This window comes from Streptosporangium minutum, from assembly GCF_002149035.1.
GTDB classification, from domain to species: Bacteria; Actinomycetota; Actinomycetes; order Streptosporangiales; family Streptosporangiaceae; genus Streptosporangium; species Streptosporangium minutum.
Genome location: NZ_NGFP01000093.1, coordinates 17,420 through 31,852 on the forward strand (window position 1 = coordinate 17,420; position 14,433 = coordinate 31,852).

Here is a 14,433-nt window from a genome sequence, read left to right on the forward strand (position 1 = left end):
ACATGGCAACGTTCGCCGTCACCGGTTCRGCCTCGGGCATGGGCGCGGCCAGCGCCGCGGCCCTCAGCGCCGCCGGGCACACGGTCATCGGCGTGGACCTGCGCGATGCCGACATTCTCGCCGACCTGGGCACCGCCGAAGGGCGCGAGCGGGCGGCCGAGGAGATCCTGGCCCGGTGCGGCGGGACGCTGGACGGCGTCGCGGCCATCGCGGGGGTCGGCCCGAACATGTCCGACGCCGCCGCCGTCATGTCGATCAACTACTTCGGTACGGTCCGCCTGCTGGAGCGGTTGCGGCCCGCGCTGGCGGCCTCGGGGGCCGGACGCGCCGTCGTGATCGGGTCGAACGCGGCCTCGACCGTCCCGATCATCGACGATGACCTGGTGGAACTGGCGTTGGCGGGGAAGGAGCAGGCGGCCCGTGAGCGTGCCCGCGCCGCCGCCGAGGCGATGCCCGCAGAGGTGCGCGCGATGGTGCCCAGCATCTCCGCCTACGCCTCCTCGAAGTTCGCGCTCGCCCGATGGGTCCGCCGCACCGCCGTCACCCCCGCATGGGCGCGGCAGGGCGTGCTGCTCAACGGCATCGCGCCCGGCGCGGTGCTCACCCCGCTCATGCTCGGCGCCACCGGCGACGCCGCCGACTACGACCCGGACGGGTTCCCGACGCCGATGCCCCTGGGGGTCTTCGGCCGCCCCGAGGACATCGCGTTCTGGGTGCAGCAGTTCCTGCGGCCCGAGGCCCGCTTCACCACCGGCGCGATCCTGTACGTCGATGGTGGCACCGACGCCGCCATGCGCCCCGACGCGCAGCCGACCGCGATGACGCCATAGGCCGGCCCAGGTCGGCTACGCCGGCCGAGGCCGCGGTCTCCGGGTGCGGGCCGATCGGCGGAGTCCACTCCGACCGGCTCGCCGGGCCTGTCAGGACGGCGGCGAGACAGATCTGGAAGGCGGCCGGCGAGGAGCGCGGCCACAGCCGGTTGAGTCACGCCTCCTGGCCGGACACGCGTTCCCGGCGTCAGCGGTGACGGCGGGCGGGGCCCTCCTGAGTGAGGGCGCCGGCGACGGCTCCGGCGCCCTCTACGGTTTCCGGGCCGCGCCCGGAGATCCGGTGCCCCTGAGATCCCTGTCACTGGTGCGGCCGGGCGGCGCGCGGGCGCATGATGAGCGCGGCGACATGGTACGCGCAGGGAACGGGGCCGGGGTTGACGTAACCGTGTTCGGCGTCGGCGGCGAAGTAGGCCGAGTCGCCTTCGCCCAGTTCGACGGTCTGATCTGCGACGGTCAACCGGAGCGTGCCGGACTCGATCACCACGTACTCGTGCGAGCCCTGAGCGTAGGCCGGAAACCGGCCGGCGTCGCAGCCCGGAGGCAGCGTGGTGCGGATCCATTCGAAGTTCACGCCCGGCACCACAGGGGTGAGTATCGATCGGCTCCATCCGCCGGGCTCGTCGACGGTGTCCTGATCGGCGGCGCGGCGCACGACGACGCGGCGATCCTCCGTCTCGGCGACCAGTTCGACGAGGGACACGCCGAGACCGTCGGCGATGCGGCCGAGGACGACCACGGTCGGCGCCTTCTGGCCGCGCTCGACGGAGGACAGCATGCTCACGCTGACGTCGGCCGCCGCCGCCACCTGCTGAAGGGTCAGACCCCGCAGACGCCTGAGCCCCTGCACGCGCAGCCCCAATGCCGCCAGATCCACCATTCCTCTATAATCTCATCTTGTTTCACTATAGAGAAATGAGGATCGCCGTGGCCGGCCCCCAGCCCATCATCCGTGCGGCGACACCCGAGGACGTGAAGGCCGTGGCCGAGATCTACGCCCACTACGTCACCACCAGCGTGGCCACCTTCGACGAGACGCCCCGCACCCTCGACGACTGGCGGTGCCGGTTGGAGGAGCTCACCGGGCGCGGCCTGCCGTTCCTCGTCGCCGACCTGTCCGGCGAAGTGGCCGGCTACGCCTGTGCCGGCCCCTGGCGCCCCAAACCGGCCTACCGGCACACCGTCGAGGACACGATCTACATCGCCCCCGGCCACCTCGGACGCGGGCTCGGCAAGGCCTTGCTCGGCACCCTGGTGGCCGAGTCCACCCGGGCCGGAATGCGCCGCATGATCGCCGTCATCGCCGACACGGGCGACGGCGCCTCGGCCGCCCTGCACCACCGCTTCGGCTTCACCGAGGCGGGCCGGCTGACCGATGTCGGCTACAAGCACGGCCGCTGGATCGACACGCTGCTCATGCAGCGCCCCCTGATGGTGTGACGGAGTCCGGACAGCCCTGTCGCCGGGAGGCTGAGACGGGCGCCGTCTCGCCGGAACCGCCGGACGGATCGGAGGTGGCGAGGTCCAGGAGCGTCATCGCGTCGTGGTCCGGGCTGCCGGGCGCCATGTGGACGATGAGGCGCCGGCCTGGTGCGCGGTTCAGGGACAGCCCTTCGTGCGAGAGCGTCATCGTGCCGGCCTCCGGGTGCCGGAGCGTCTCCAGAAGCTGCGTGACGGTCTGACGGACCCGCCGAGACGGCAGGACTCCTCATCCGTTCGGGGCCGTGGCCTTCACCGCGGACAGCAGGAGGTCGATGCCGAAGGAGTAGTAGGCGTCGAGGTCAGGGGGAGTGGAGAGGGTGGCGGCGAAGGCGGCCAGGTGGGGGTAACGGCCGGGAGGCAGGCGTTCCAGGTCGAGGCGGTGTTGCCGCCTGAGCTCGGCGGCCTCCTCTTCGTCGTTCCCCACGCCGCCGGGCTGGCAGGACACCATCGCCGTGGCCCCCAGGAGCAGGTAGGTGGCCACCTGGTCGGCTTCCTGGAGCGTGAACCCGGCCTCGGTGAGCAGCCCGATCGCGGTGTCGGTGGCCCGGCGGTATTCCTCGGCCGCACTCTTGTCGATCATCGGTAGCAGGGTGGCCAGGTACGGGTGCGCACGGGTCTGCTCCACCAGCGCGGTGATCATCACGCGCAGGCGCCGGCTCCAGGGCCGGCTCGGGTCCACATCGGCGACGAGCGCCGCGAGCAGGTGGTCGGCGAGCGCGGAGAGCAGCTCGTCCTTGGTCTTGACATGCCAGTAGAGCGCCGTCGGCGTGACGCCGAGCTCGGCGGCGAGCCGGCGGATGGTCACCGCCTGAAGCCCGTCAGTGTCGGCGAGCTTCAACGCCCGCTCGATGACGGCCTGGCGGGTCAGTTTCTCGGGAGCCACTTGACAACTATACGCGGCACGGGATCTCCTAAGCAATGTACATGTACAACGTTCATGAACAACGTACAGGACAGGTCGGCGGCTTATTAGGCGACCGTTCCTGCGGGAAGGCACGCATCGCGGGCATCCCGGCAAGACCAGATCCACAAGGAGGCGCCACATATGAGACACGATGAGAAGGCCGGCCCCACACGCCTGCACCGCTTGGACCACTGGCTGTACCGCGGTGGCCGGCCCAACCGCCTGGCGCGGGCGATCAACCGGGTCTGGGCCACCGTGTTCGCGGCCGGGGTGCTGCAGCCGGACCGGATGGTGACCCTGCAGGTGCCGGGCCGCCGTACCGGCCGCGTCATCTCCTTCCCGCTGGTCGTCGCGGACTACCAGGGCGAGCGCTACCTGGTGGCGATGCTCGGCCAGAACACCAACTGGGTGCACAACGTCCGCGCGGCCGGAGGGCGGGCGGTGCTGCGGCACGGCCGCAGCGAGGCGGTGCGCCTGGACGAAGTCGACACCGGCGCCCGTGCGCCCATCCTGCGCCGCTACCTGGCCTGCTCACCGGGAGGCCGCACCCACCTCCCGGTGGCCCCGCAGGCACCGCTGGAGGAGTTCGAGCGGGTCGCCGCGGAGTATCCGGTCTTCCGCATCACGCCCGACCGGTCGGCGGCTCCGCCCGCTTCCGGCCGATAGCCCTCCCCGTGACGTGCGCCACCCGTGCCGCACCTGAGCCCGGTACCGGCCCGGGGCACGAGGTGCATGAGCCTCATAGGGAGCGGCCGGAACACCGCGGTGCAGTCGTTGATCGGGGCCGGGGCCGGCAGTCCGGTCGGCCCAGACGGCGTTCCCGCAGCTCAGATCGGTCCTTTTAGCCAGGACTGAAAGGCGTTGCAGCCGAAAATCCCACCGAGCATGCTTGCTACCACGTACAGCGGAGAGACGGAGGGGCATATGCGTTCACGTCTTACGAAGGCAGTTCTCTGCGTGACCATCCTGGGGTCGGTGGTCGGTGGCTTCGCCCCCGCCGCGTTCGCCTGGGCCGGTCCGACCAGTGTCCAGTTGGCCTGGGCCGGCCCGACGTAACGGGCTGAGGCCACGCGCGGAAGGCTTCGCCGGTCCTCCTCAAGGAGGACCGGTGAAGCCTTCCGCTGTTTCGGGCACGGCCCGGCCGGGCATGTCCGCACGCCCCTGGTCGAGCGGCACCGTGCTGTCCCGCGCCGACCTGTGAGCCGCTCTCGGCCGAGGGCTGACGATCACCGCGGCCGAGCATCCCCGCGTGCATGATCGGACGGCTGGTGCCCGCGTGTCGCCGGCCGCAGCCAAAGGGGCAGGGCGACGTCCGGGCGAGCGCCGGTGCGGTATGAGCACGACGGCTCAACCGCTCTCGGGCAGGGCGCGGAGAACGCCGGCGGTGAAGTCGTCGAGCGGGTAGAAAAGCTCGATCGCCAGCTCCGACAGCGTCACGTCGGCCGGGGCGCCGAAGGTGGCCATGGTGCTGAACATCGCCAGCTCGCCGAACGGGGTGCGGATCCTCAAGGGCACCTCGATCGGGCTCTGCCGGTGTCGCGAGGGTGGGGCGGCCGGGGTGTCTTCCGGAGTGGGGTAGCGGGACACCTCCTCGTAGAGCAGGCGGAGTTCGGTGTCCCCGGTGGCGTTGACCTGGCGTGACAGCCGTTCGAGGAAGAGCTGCCGTACCTCCCCCAAGTTGGCCAGCCGCCCGGCCAGCCCGTCGGGGTGAAGCGCCAGGCGGAACACGTTCGGCTGCGGCCGCAGCAGGTGCGGCGGGATGCCGTCCATGAGGACGCCCATGGCGCGGTTACCCTGCAGCACGTTCCACAGGCGGTCGACCACGACGGCGGGATACGGCTCGTGCGCCGTCAGCATGGTCTCCAGCGCCGAGCGGATCGAGGCCATGTAGCCGTCGTCGAGACTGCTCTCCCGGTAGGCCGGGGCGTAGTCGGCGGCCAGCAGCAACGTGTTGCGCTCACGCAGGGGCACATCGAGGGCGACTGACAGGCGCAGCAGCATCGTCCGGCTCGGGCGGGCACGGCCGTTCTCCATGTACGACAGATGCCGTGCCGAGGTGTCGGCCAGGTTTGCCAGATCGAGCTGGCTGAGCCTGCGACGCTGCCGCCACTCCCGAAGCAACGCACCCACCCGGGACGGCTGTTCCGCTTCCATGCCGAGGAGGATAGGCCATCCCCAGGTGGGTGCGGCCATGACTACAGAGGTTATTGAGCTCATAACCACAGCGGTGACATGGTCTTCCGGTCAGAGCCCGCTCACGACGAAGGAGACCCGTATGAGCACGCCGACCGGGACCACCCGGCGCCCAGAGATCGACACCTCGGAGCCGCTGCGCACGATCCTGCGGATCGACGGGTGGAGCACCGCCGTCTTCGGCGTGGTCATGCTCGCCGCCGCCCAACCGCTCAGCGGCCCGCTCGGCCTGCCGACCGCCTGGTCCATCCCGTTCGGCGTGGCCATGCTGGGTGGAGCCGTCGCGCTCGGGCTCATCGCCGGTCATCCGCGGATTCCTGCGCGGCACGTGGCGTTCGTCATCGCGGGCAACGCGCTGTCGTGTGTGGCGCTGCTGGCCCTGGTGTTCGCGGACGTGATACCGCTGACCGGCTTCGGGGTCGCCTTCATGCTGGTCGGCGCGCTGGTGGTCGCCGTTTATGCCGGGCTTGAATCCGTCGGTCTCCGGCGGCTGGGGGCGAGGTGACGGCGATGAACGCTCCGCACGCCGCTTGGCGAGGATGTCCATCCGAGGCCGGTCATACTCGGGGGGGCGAGCGAGCCCGGCGGGCCGGCTGGTCAGGGGAGCACGGGGCCGGTGCGGTACGCCTGAGGATCTTGTGACGCTCGATCAGGTCCGCTCGACTTCGAGCACGAGCTTGCCGGTGGTGCGGCCGGACTCGATGCGGCGGTGCGCCTCCGCGGCCTGCTCCAGCCGCAGGGACTCGACCTGGACCCGCAGTTCCCCGCTCGCCGCGGCGGCCACCGCGCGGTGCAGGGCCCGGCCCGTCTGGGCGGGGAAGGCGGCGGCGAAGGCGGCCAGGTTGAACCCGGAGACCGTCTTGTTGGTGAACCACAGCTCGTTGGCCGGGATGCCGACGTCCTCGGCGCCTGAGGCGTTGCCCATCACCACCAGCCGGCCCATCGGCGCGAGCAGGTCCAGACTGCTCCGCCGCGCGGGCCCGCCGACCATGTCCACCACGACGTCGAACCGGCCGGCCTCGGCCGCCTCCTCGCGCAGCACGACCTCGTCGTAGCCGAACGATCTGGCCGTTTCGATCTTGGCGGGACTGCCCACAGTGCCGACCACGCGGCCCGCCCCCAGCGACCGGGCGGCCTGGCCGAGCTGGCTGCCCACGCCTCCGGCGGCGGCGTGCACGAGCACGCTCTCCCCGGGTTCGACGCGGGCCACCCGGTCGAGCACGAGAAACGCGGTGGTGCTGTTGGACGGCAGCGCCGCCGCGACGCCCAGCTCCAGGGCGGTGCCGTCGAGCGGGGCCACCAGGTCGGCGGCGGTGGTGACCACCTCGGCGTAGCCGCCGCTGCCGACGATCGTCAGCGCGGCCACCGGCTGACCCACGCGTAGCCCTTCGACGCCGGGGCCGAGCGCCCGGATCCGGCCGGCCGCCTCGATGCCTGGCACGAACGGCAGCGGCACGTCCACCACGCCCTGCCGGTAAAGGATCTCGGCGAAGTTGGCGCCCGCGTACGCCACGTCGATGGACACCTGCCCCGGTCCGGGGCCGGGGATCCCGACCTCGTCGAGACGGAGGACGTCGGCGTCGCCGAAGCGGGGAATCGTGATTGCCTTCATGTCGTCCAGCATGCCGGGGCGGCGTGCGGCGAGACAGTGTCAGCTCATCCTGGGTGTACCGCCACCAGGCTCGCCACCTTCCCCTCGGTGTCGGTGTCAGGATGCGGGGTGTGCAGGACCACGTTGAGGTCCGCGCGATCGGGGAGCCGCAACAGCGAGTACTCGAAGACGAGGTCGCCGGCCTCGGGGTGGGTGATCGCCTTGGTCCCCTGGGAGCGGGAGCGGACGTCCGGCCGCCCCCACAGCTCGGCGAACTCCGGGCTGGCCGCGCACAGCTCCTCGGCGATGCGCCCGAAGACCGGGTCGTCGGGGTAGCGGGCCGCGCTGGCGCGGAAGTCGGCCACCATGTCCGGGGCGAACTCCTGCCATGCGGTGAACCGGCCGCGGTAGATCGGGTGGGTGAAGAACGCCACCATGCAGTTGCGGACGTCGTCGTCGAAGCCGAACACCCACCTGGCCGCGTCGTTCATCGCCACCAGGTTGTAGTGCCGGTCCAGTACGTGCGCCGGGTTGGGCATCCAGGCCGTCAGCACCCCGCGCAGCTGCCCGCTCACCGGCGCGCCCGGCTGCCCCGCCGGGTCCGGCGGATTCAGTCCGGCGAGCACGTACAGGTGCGCCCGCTCCGCCTCGTCGAGCCGCAGCGCGCGGGCGACCGCGTCCAGCACCGCGCCGGAGACCTTGATGTCGCGCCCCTGCTCCAGCCAGGTGTACCAGGACACCCCGACCCCGGCGAGCACCGCCACCTTCTCCCGGCGCAGCCCGGGAGTACGGCGGCGCCCCGCGTCGGGCATGCCGACGTCCGCTGGGCGCAGGGCCTCCCTCTTGGCGCGCAGGAACTCTTTGAGCTGGTCACGGCGGGATTGACTGGCTTTCACAAAGCACACCATAGGCGACTGTCGACCTCGATCATCGACGGCGATCCCGCGGCAAGACGGTGGCCACGACGATCTCGGGCACCGACCGCCCGGCGAGCTCGGGATGAACAGTTCCTTCCGCGACCCCGCGGGCAACCTGGTCCGCATCCAGGAGCTGCGCTGAACCATCCCTTCCCGGCCGCCGGCTCACCGCAGGGATCGGCGTGGCCTTCCTCGCAAGAGGGCGTAGCCGGCGTCAGGAGCTCGTGAGGATGACGAGTTGCTGGGTCGCTCGGGTCATCGCGACATAGCGGTCGACCGCTCCTTCGATGCCCGTGCCGAACGCCTCCGGGTCGATGAGGACGACCAGGTCGAATTCGAGCCCCTTCGACAGCTCCGGGGTCAGCGACCGGACGCGGGACGTCGCCCGGAACGTGGGATCGCCGATGACGCAGGCGATCCCGTCGGCATGCGCGGCGAGCCAGGTGTCGAGGACCGAGCCCAGATCCGAAGCGGATCCGTGGACGACGGGGACGTCGCTGCTGCGGATGGAGGACGGCACGTTGGCGTCCGGGAGCACGGCCCGGATGACCGGCTCGGCCTCCGCCATGACCACTTCCGGCGTCCGGTAGTTGACGCTGAGGGAGGCCACGTCGATCCGGTCGAGCCCGATCCGCCCGAGCCGTTCCTGCCACGACTCCGTGAACCCGTGCCTGGCCTGGGCGCGGTCCCCGACGATGGTGAAGCTCCGGGACGGGCAGCGGAGCAGCAACATCTGCCACTCGGCGTCGGTCAGTTCCTGAGCCTCGTCCACGACGATGTGCGCGAACGGGCCGGCGAGCAGGTCCGGGTCGAGGGTGGGCAGCTCGGACTCGTCGACCAGATTTCGCTGGAGGTCCGCTCGGCGCAGCTGTGTCACGAGGCCTTCGCCGTCGTCGTCGGCCTCGATCAGGGTGTCGACGACCTGGGCCATGCGCTCGCGCTGGGCGGCGAGAGCGGCTTCCTGCCGGCGCTTACGTCGTGACGCCTCCGGGTCGCCGAGCCGCTGCCGTGCCGCGTCCAGGAGCGGCAGGTCGGACACCGTCCAGGCCTGGGCGTCCTCGCGCTGCAACTGCCGTACCTCGTCGGGACTGAGCCAGGGGGCGCACTTGCGCAGGTAGGCGGGTACCGACCACAGGTCGCCGACGAGGTCGGTCGCTTCGATCAACGGCCACGCGCGGTTGAAGATCGTGAGCAGTTCCCTGTTCTGCAGCAGCGACCTGCGGAGCAGGTGAGCCGGGGCGTCGTCGTCGTGCTTGTCCATCAGGATCGTGAGCAGCGCCTCCCAGATCTGGTCGCGCGCGTCGTTGTGCGGAGTGCCGGGATCCGGTGCTTCGAACGCCTCGGCCCAATCGTCGGCGCTCAGCCAGATGTCGGACCAGTGGGTCGTGACCGTCATCCCCTTGGTGGGCGGGTTCTCGTAGAACCTGACAGCGGGCTCGACCGCCTTCACCAGGTCCGCCGACGACTTCAGGCGAGCCACGTCCGGGTCGGTCTCGGTCGCCGCTGCGGCTCCCTCGGGGACGAGGTCACGCAGGGTGCAGGTCTGCACGCCCTCCTCGCCGAGGCTGGGCAGGACGTCGGCGACGTAGGCCAGGTAGGGCTGGTGCGGGCCGACGAACAGCACGCCGCCCCGGTGGTGACCGAGGCGAGGGTCGGAGTAGAGGAGATAGGCGGAGCGGTGCAGAGCGACGACGGTCTTCCCCGTACCCGGACCGCCGTCGACGACGAGAGCGCCGCGGGACCCCGCGCGGATGATGGCGTCCTGGTCGGCCTGGATGGTGCCGAGCACGTCTCGCATCCGGGGCGACCGGTTGCCGCCCAGGCTGGCGATGAAGGCGGACTGGTCGTCGAGCGCGGCGTGCCCTTCGAACCCGTCCGAGGTGAACACCTCGTCCCAGTAGTCGCTGATCCGGCCGCGGGTCCAGCGGTACCTGCGGCGGCTCGCCAGACCCATCGGGTTGGCGTGGGTGGCCCCGAAGAACGGCTCGGCCGCGGGGGAGCGCCAGTCGAGCAGCAGCCGACGGCCGGCGCTGTCCGTGAGGCCGAGTCGTCCGATGTACACGGGCTCGGGGCTGTCCGCGCCGACGATGTGCCCGAGGCACAGGTCCAGACCGAAGCGACGCAGGGCTCGCAGGCGAGCGGTCAGCCGGTGGATCTCCATGTCCCGGTCCATCGCCTGCCGGCCTGTGCCGCCGGGCGCCTTGCGCTCGGCGTCGAGGCGGTCGGACAGGTCGGCGATCGACTGCTCGAGACTCTCCGCGATGGCCGCGAAGTGCCGCTCGTCGCCGGCGATCAGCGTCGGGTCGGCCTTGGGGGAGAGGTGGTCGGGAAGGTCGAACGCGCTGGTGATCAAGGGGTTCATGTCATCAGTTCCGATCTGGGGTGGGCAAGGCGCTTTCCGGCTCGACGATCCACGTGGTTCACGCGGACACGGGCGGTCTTTCACGGCTGACCGCGTCGGGCAGCAGCGTCGCGGCCACCGTCGCCCCGCCGGTGCGGACAGCGCCGGCCACGGCTCTCGCCCGTGCCCGGTCCGTGTTGCGCGCCGCACCGGCCGGCCGCTCCGCGAACTCCTCGGTCGGCGGCGCGCACACCCGTACCTCCGCGTCGAGTCCCCGCAACCGCACCGCGAACTCCTCGTCCGGCGGCGCGCACACTCGTACCTCCGCGCCGAGTTCCCGCAACCGCACCGCGAGCCCCACCAGCGGCTCGACGTCCCCGCGCGACCCGTACGTCGACAACGACACCCGCATTTCGCATCCCCCGTTTTCCTCAGGTCCTGGCCTCGGCCGACGATTCTGCGGCATGACCCGGGTCTTGTGGCAAGCCCCCCGGTGCGCTATACGTTGAGAGTGGAAAGGAGTGCGAACTCTCCTTTACCTCGATCGTCCGCTGTGGACGGACGGCCTCCTCGCGGCGAGCGCGGCTACCGCGCGGACATCCCCGCTACCCGGCTGATCTCCCTGCCGAGACGGACTTCCGCACCCGGCTGGAGCGTACCGGCGCGGCCCGGATCTCCGCGTTCCCGGACTCCGCGCGCACCGGCGGGCAGGACACCTGAGTGCCCGCACGCCCGGCACGGGTCAACACGTACCGCGACCGTGAGAGTTGACGAGTCCACCCGGCTGTGGAATGCTGAAGGCGGCACCGAGGTTGACGCTTATAGTATTCGTGGACATACGTTTTTAGTTTGCGTTATGCTGCTCCCTCGCGCTGCCTTTCTACGCCCTGGATTCTGCCGGGGCGTTTGGCGTGCGCGCAGTTCGATTCCATCCGTGCTCTCCGGAAGGACATCTGTTGGCAGCCTCGCGCAACGCCTCCGCCGTACCCGCTGGTCCCCGTCGTGTGTCTTTCGCACGGATTCAGGAGCCGCTCGAAGTTCCTGATCTTCTCGCTCTCCAGACCGAGTCCTTCGACTGGTTGCTCGGCAACGAGAAGTGGAAGGGGCGGGTCGAGGCGGCTCGCCAGGCCGGGCGCAAGGACGTTCCGGCCCAGTCGGGTCTCGAAGAGATCTTCGAGGAGATCAGTCCCATCGAGGACTTCTCCGGGACCATGTCCCTGTCGTTCCGGGACCACCGGTTCAGACCTCCGACAAGGACCTGTTCGGCTGCAAGGTGATCCCCTCCCGGGGCGCCTGGCTCGAGTTCGAGATCGACAAGCGTGACAGCGTCGGCGTCCGCATCGACCGCAAGCGCAAGCAGGCCGTCACGGTCCTGCTGAAGGCGCTCGGGTGGACCAGCGACCAGATCCTTGAGCGGTTYGGGCAGTACGAGTCCATGCGCGCCACYCTGGAGAAGGACCACACGGCCGGCCAGGACGACGCCCTGCTGGACATCTACCGCAAGCTGCGTCCGGGTGAGCCGCCGACCAAGGAGTCGGCGCAGACGCTGCTGGAGAACCTGTACTTCAACCACAAGCGTTACGACCTCGCCAAGGTCGGCCGATACAAGATCAACAAGAAGCTCGGGGTCGACTCCGAGATCACSCAGGGGACGCTGACCGAAGAGGACATCGTCGCCACGATCGAGTACATCGTCAAGCTGCACGCGGGCGAGACCTCGATGGCGGGCGCCGATGACCATGAGATCGTCGTCGAGACCGACGACATCGACCACTTCGGCAACCGCCGCCTGCGCAGCGTCGGCGAGCTCATCCAGAACCAGGTCCGCCTGGGCCTGGCCCGCATGGAGCGCGTCGTCCGCGAGCGGATGACCACCCAGGACGTCGAGGCGATCACGCCGCAGACCCTGATCAACATCCGTCCGGTCGTGGCGTCGATCAAGGAGTTCTTCGGAACCTCCCAGCTGTCGCAGTTCATGGACCAGACCAACCCGCTGGCCGGCCTGACGCACAAGCGGCGTCTGTCCGCGCTGGGTCCCGGTGGTCTGTCCCGTGAGCGGGCCGGCTTCGAGGTCCGTGACGTCCACCCCTCCCACTACGGCCGCATGTGCCCGATCGAGACGCCGGAAGGACCGAACATCGGTCTGATCGGCTCCCTGGCCTCCTTCGGCCGGGTCAACTCCTTCGGCTTCGTCGAGACGCCGTACCGCAAGGTCCTCGACGGTCGGGTCACCGACAAGGTCGAGTACCTCACCGCGGACGAGGAGGACCGTTACGTCATCGCCCAGGCGAACACGCCGATCGGCCCCGATGGCACGTTCCTCGAGGACCGGGTGCTCGTCCGCCGTAAGGGCGGGGAGTTCGAGTCCCTGCGGGCCAACGAGGTCGACTACATGGACGTGTCGGCGCGCCAGATGGTGTCCGTCGCGACCGCGATGATCCCGTTCCTGGAGCACGACGACGCCAACCGGGCGCTCATGGGCTCCAACATGCAGCGCCAGTCGGTGCCGCTGCTCAAGAGCGAGGCGCCGCTGGTCGGCACCGGCATGGAGTACCGGGCCGCGACCGACGCCGGCGACGTCATCACCGCCGACAAGGCGGGCGTGGTCGAGGAGGTCTCCGCCGACTACGTCACCGTGATGAACGACGACGGCACCCGCACGACCTACCGTGTCGCCAAGTTCAAGCGCTCCAACCAGGGCACCTCCTTCAACCAGAAGCCCATCGTGGCCGAGGGCGACCGGATCGAGGTGAACCAGGTCGTCGCCGACGGTCCCTGCACCGACGACGGTGAGATGGCGCTCGGCAAGAACCTGCTCGTGGCGTTCATGCCGTGGGAGGGGCACAACTACGAAGACGCGATCATCCTGTCCCAGCGCCTGGTCCAGGACGACGTGCTGTCCTCGATCCACATCGAGGAGCACGAGGTCGACGCCCGCGACACCAAGCTGGGCCCCGAGGAGATCACCCGGGACATCCCGAACGTCTCCGAGGAGGTCCTGGCCGACCTCGACGAGCGCGGCATCATCCGCATCGGCGCCGAGGTCGTCCCCGGCGACATCCTGGTCGGCAAGGTCACGCCCAAGGGCGAGACCGAGCTGACCCCCGAGGAGCGGCTGCTGCGCGCGATCTTCGGTGAGAAGGCCCGCGAGGTCCGCGACACCTCGCTGAAGGTGCCGCACGGCGAGCAGGGCAAGGTCATCGGCGTCCGGGTGTTCAGCCGCGAGGAGGGCGACGAGCTCCCGCCGGGTGTCAACGAGCTGGTCCGCGTCTACGTGGCCCAGAAGCGTAAGATCACCGACGGCGACAAGCTGGCCGGCCGCCACGGCAACAAGGGCGTCATCTCCAAGATCCTGCCGGTGGAGGACATGCCGTTCCTGGAGGACGGCACGCCGGTCGACATCATCCTCAACCCGCTGGGCGTGCCCGGCCGTATGAACGTCGGCCAGGTCCTGGAGACCCACCTGGGSTGGATCGCCGCCCGAGGATGGGACATCTCGGGGGTCGAGGAGGCGTGGGCCGAGCGGCTGCGCGACAAGGGYTTCGCCGAGGTCGACCCGCGCACCAACATGGCCACCCCGGTGTTCGACGGCGCCAACGAGGAAGAGATCGTCGGACTCCTCGACAACACCCTGGTCAACAGGGACGGCGGGCGCATGGTCGGTGCCAACGGCAAGGCCCAGCTGTTCGACGGCCGCTCCGGCGAGCCGTTCCCGCACCCGATCTCGGTCGGCTACATCTACATCCTGAAGCTGCTCCACCTGGTCGACGACAAGATCCACGCTCGTTCGACCGGCCCGTACTCCATGATCACCCAGCAGCCGCTCGGCGGTAAGGCCCAGTTCGGCGGCCAGCGCTTCGGTGAGATGGAGGTGTGGGCGCTGGAGGCGTACGGCGCCGCCTACGCCCTGCAGGAGCTGCTGACCATCAAGTCCGACGACGTGCTGGGCCGGGTGAAGGTCTACGAGGCGATCGTCAAGGGCGAGAACATCCCCGAGCCGGGCATTCCGGAGTCGTTCAAGGTCCTCATCAAGGAAATGCAGTCGCTGTGCCTGAACGTCGAGGTGCTCTCCAGCGACGGCATGTCCATCGAGATGCGCGACACCGACGAGGACGTCTTCCGCGCCGCGGAAGAGCTCGGCATCGACCTGTCCCGGCGTGAGCCGAGCAGCGTCGAAG

Annotated in this window: 13 protein-coding genes and 1 pseudogene; 6 read left to right on the top strand and 8 right to left on the bottom strand. The window is 70.1% G+C overall.

The window, feature by feature from the left end; genetic code table 11:
* The first annotated feature begins 2 nt into the window (after positions 1–2).
* Entirely contained in the window at positions 3–830 is an 828-nt protein-coding gene (locus tag CA984_RS20680; RefSeq protein ID WP_086574845.1) for an SDR family oxidoreductase, read from the top strand.
* Between the two features lie 298 nt (positions 831–1,128).
* Here CA984_RS20680 and CA984_RS20685 read toward each other — a convergent pair whose 3' ends face one another.
* Positions 1,129–1,707, bottom strand: coding sequence for a helix-turn-helix domain-containing protein (locus CA984_RS20685; protein ID WP_086574846.1), 579 nt, complete (start codon positions 1,705–1,707; stop codon positions 1,129–1,131).
* A 35-nt stretch (positions 1,708–1,742) separates the two neighbouring features.
* On the opposite strand from CA984_RS20685, the gene CA984_RS20690 reads away from it, so the two are divergent.
* Positions 1,743–2,267, top strand: a complete 525-nt coding sequence (locus CA984_RS20690) for a GNAT family N-acetyltransferase (protein WP_086574848.1) — start codon at positions 1,743–1,745, stop codon at positions 2,265–2,267.
* On the opposite strand, the gene CA984_RS49290 is transcribed toward CA984_RS20690, so the two are convergent.
* The gene (locus tag CA984_RS49290; protein ID WP_423229322.1) at positions 2,242–2,529 is read right to left on the bottom strand and encodes an MmyB family transcriptional regulator; all 288 of its coding nucleotides are present in this window, start codon (positions 2,527–2,529) and stop codon (positions 2,242–2,244) included. The two genes, CA984_RS20690 and CA984_RS49290, sit on opposite strands and share 26 nt — an antisense overlap.
* Positions 2,530–2,535: 6 nt before the next feature.
* Positions 2,536–3,192, bottom strand: coding sequence for a TetR/AcrR family transcriptional regulator (locus CA984_RS20700; RefSeq protein WP_086574850.1), 657 nt, complete (start codon positions 3,190–3,192; stop codon positions 2,536–2,538).
* 162 nt (positions 3,193–3,354) lie between these two features.
* Between CA984_RS20700 and CA984_RS20705 the strand changes: the two genes are divergently transcribed.
* Positions 3,355–3,879: a nitroreductase/quinone reductase family protein gene (locus tag CA984_RS20705; RefSeq protein WP_086574852.1), complete on the top strand. Its 525-nt coding sequence runs from the start codon at positions 3,355–3,357 to the stop codon at positions 3,877–3,879.
* Between the two features lie 258 nt (positions 3,880–4,137).
* Positions 4,138–4,269, top strand: coding sequence for a hypothetical protein (locus tag CA984_RS48745; RefSeq protein ID WP_278249045.1), 132 nt, complete (start codon positions 4,138–4,140; stop codon positions 4,267–4,269).
* Between the two features lie 291 nt (positions 4,270–4,560).
* Here CA984_RS48745 and CA984_RS20710 read toward each other — a convergent pair whose 3' ends face one another.
* Positions 4,561–5,367, bottom strand: a complete 807-nt coding sequence (locus CA984_RS20710) for a helix-turn-helix domain-containing protein (protein WP_086574854.1) — start codon at positions 5,365–5,367, stop codon at positions 4,561–4,563.
* Positions 5,368–5,488: 121 nt separating this feature from the next.
* On the opposite strand from CA984_RS20710, the gene CA984_RS20715 reads away from it, so the two are divergent.
* Positions 5,489–5,911 carry a hypothetical protein gene (locus tag CA984_RS20715; protein WP_086574856.1) on the top strand — a complete coding sequence of 141 codons (423 nt, stop codon included), beginning with the start codon at positions 5,489–5,491 and terminating at the stop codon, positions 5,909–5,911.
* Positions 5,912–6,055: 144 nt separating this feature from the next.
* Here CA984_RS20715 and CA984_RS20720 read toward each other — a convergent pair whose 3' ends face one another.
* From CA984_RS20720 to CA984_RS48030, 4 genes are all read right to left on the bottom strand, one after another.
* Complete coding sequence (locus tag CA984_RS20720) at positions 6,056–7,018, bottom strand: quinone oxidoreductase family protein (protein ID WP_242676072.1); 963 nt, start codon at positions 7,016–7,018, stop codon at positions 6,056–6,058.
* A 44-nt stretch (positions 7,019–7,062) separates the two neighbouring features.
* Complete coding sequence (locus CA984_RS20725) at positions 7,063–7,893, bottom strand: helix-turn-helix transcriptional regulator (protein ID WP_341351722.1); 831 nt, start codon at positions 7,891–7,893, stop codon at positions 7,063–7,065.
* A gap of 235 nt (positions 7,894–8,128) precedes the next feature.
* On the bottom strand, positions 8,129–10,276 hold the full coding sequence (gene helR / locus CA984_RS20730; RefSeq protein ID WP_086574861.1) for an RNA polymerase recycling motor ATPase HelR: 2,148 nt from the start codon (positions 10,274–10,276) through the stop codon (positions 8,129–8,131).
* A 58-nt stretch (positions 10,277–10,334) separates the two neighbouring features.
* Complete coding sequence (locus CA984_RS48030) at positions 10,335–10,667, bottom strand: glycosyltransferase family protein (RefSeq protein ID WP_086574863.1); 333 nt, start codon at positions 10,665–10,667, stop codon at positions 10,335–10,337.
* A 544-nt stretch (positions 10,668–11,211) separates the two neighbouring features.
* Here CA984_RS48030 and rpoB point away from each other — a divergent pair.
* Positions 11,212–14,433 (top strand): annotated as a pseudogene (gene rpoB, locus CA984_RS20740) (DNA-directed RNA polymerase subunit beta); the annotation flags it as partial.

Coding starts and splice junctions, on each gene's coding strand:
- CA984_RS48745 (WP_278249045.1), top strand. CDS start 4,138: ATGCGTTCACGTCTTACGAAGGCAGTTCTCTGCGTGACCATCCTGGGG.
- helR (WP_086574861.1), bottom strand. CDS start 10,276: ATGAACCCCTTGATCACCAGCGCGTTCGACCTTCCCGACCACCTCTCC.
- CA984_RS20710 (WP_086574854.1), bottom strand. CDS start 5,367: ATGGAAGCGGAACAGCCGTCCCGGGTGGGTGCGTTGCTTCGGGAGTGG.
- CA984_RS20720 (WP_242676072.1), bottom strand. CDS start 7,018: ATGAAGGCAATCACGATTCCCCGCTTCGGCGACGCCGACGTCCTCCGT.
- CA984_RS20705 (WP_086574852.1), top strand. CDS start 3,355: ATGAGACACGATGAGAAGGCCGGCCCCACACGCCTGCACCGCTTGGAC.
- CA984_RS20690 (WP_086574848.1), top strand. CDS start 1,743: ATGAGGATCGCCGTGGCCGGCCCCCAGCCCATCATCCGTGCGGCGACA.
- CA984_RS48030 (WP_086574863.1), bottom strand. CDS start 10,667: ATGCGGGTGTCGTTGTCGACGTACGGGTCGCGCGGGGACGTCGAGCCG.
- CA984_RS20715 (WP_086574856.1), top strand. CDS start 5,489: ATGAGCACGCCGACCGGGACCACCCGGCGCCCAGAGATCGACACCTCG.
- CA984_RS20685 (WP_086574846.1), bottom strand. CDS start 1,707: ATGGTGGATCTGGCGGCATTGGGGCTGCGCGTGCAGGGGCTCAGGCGT.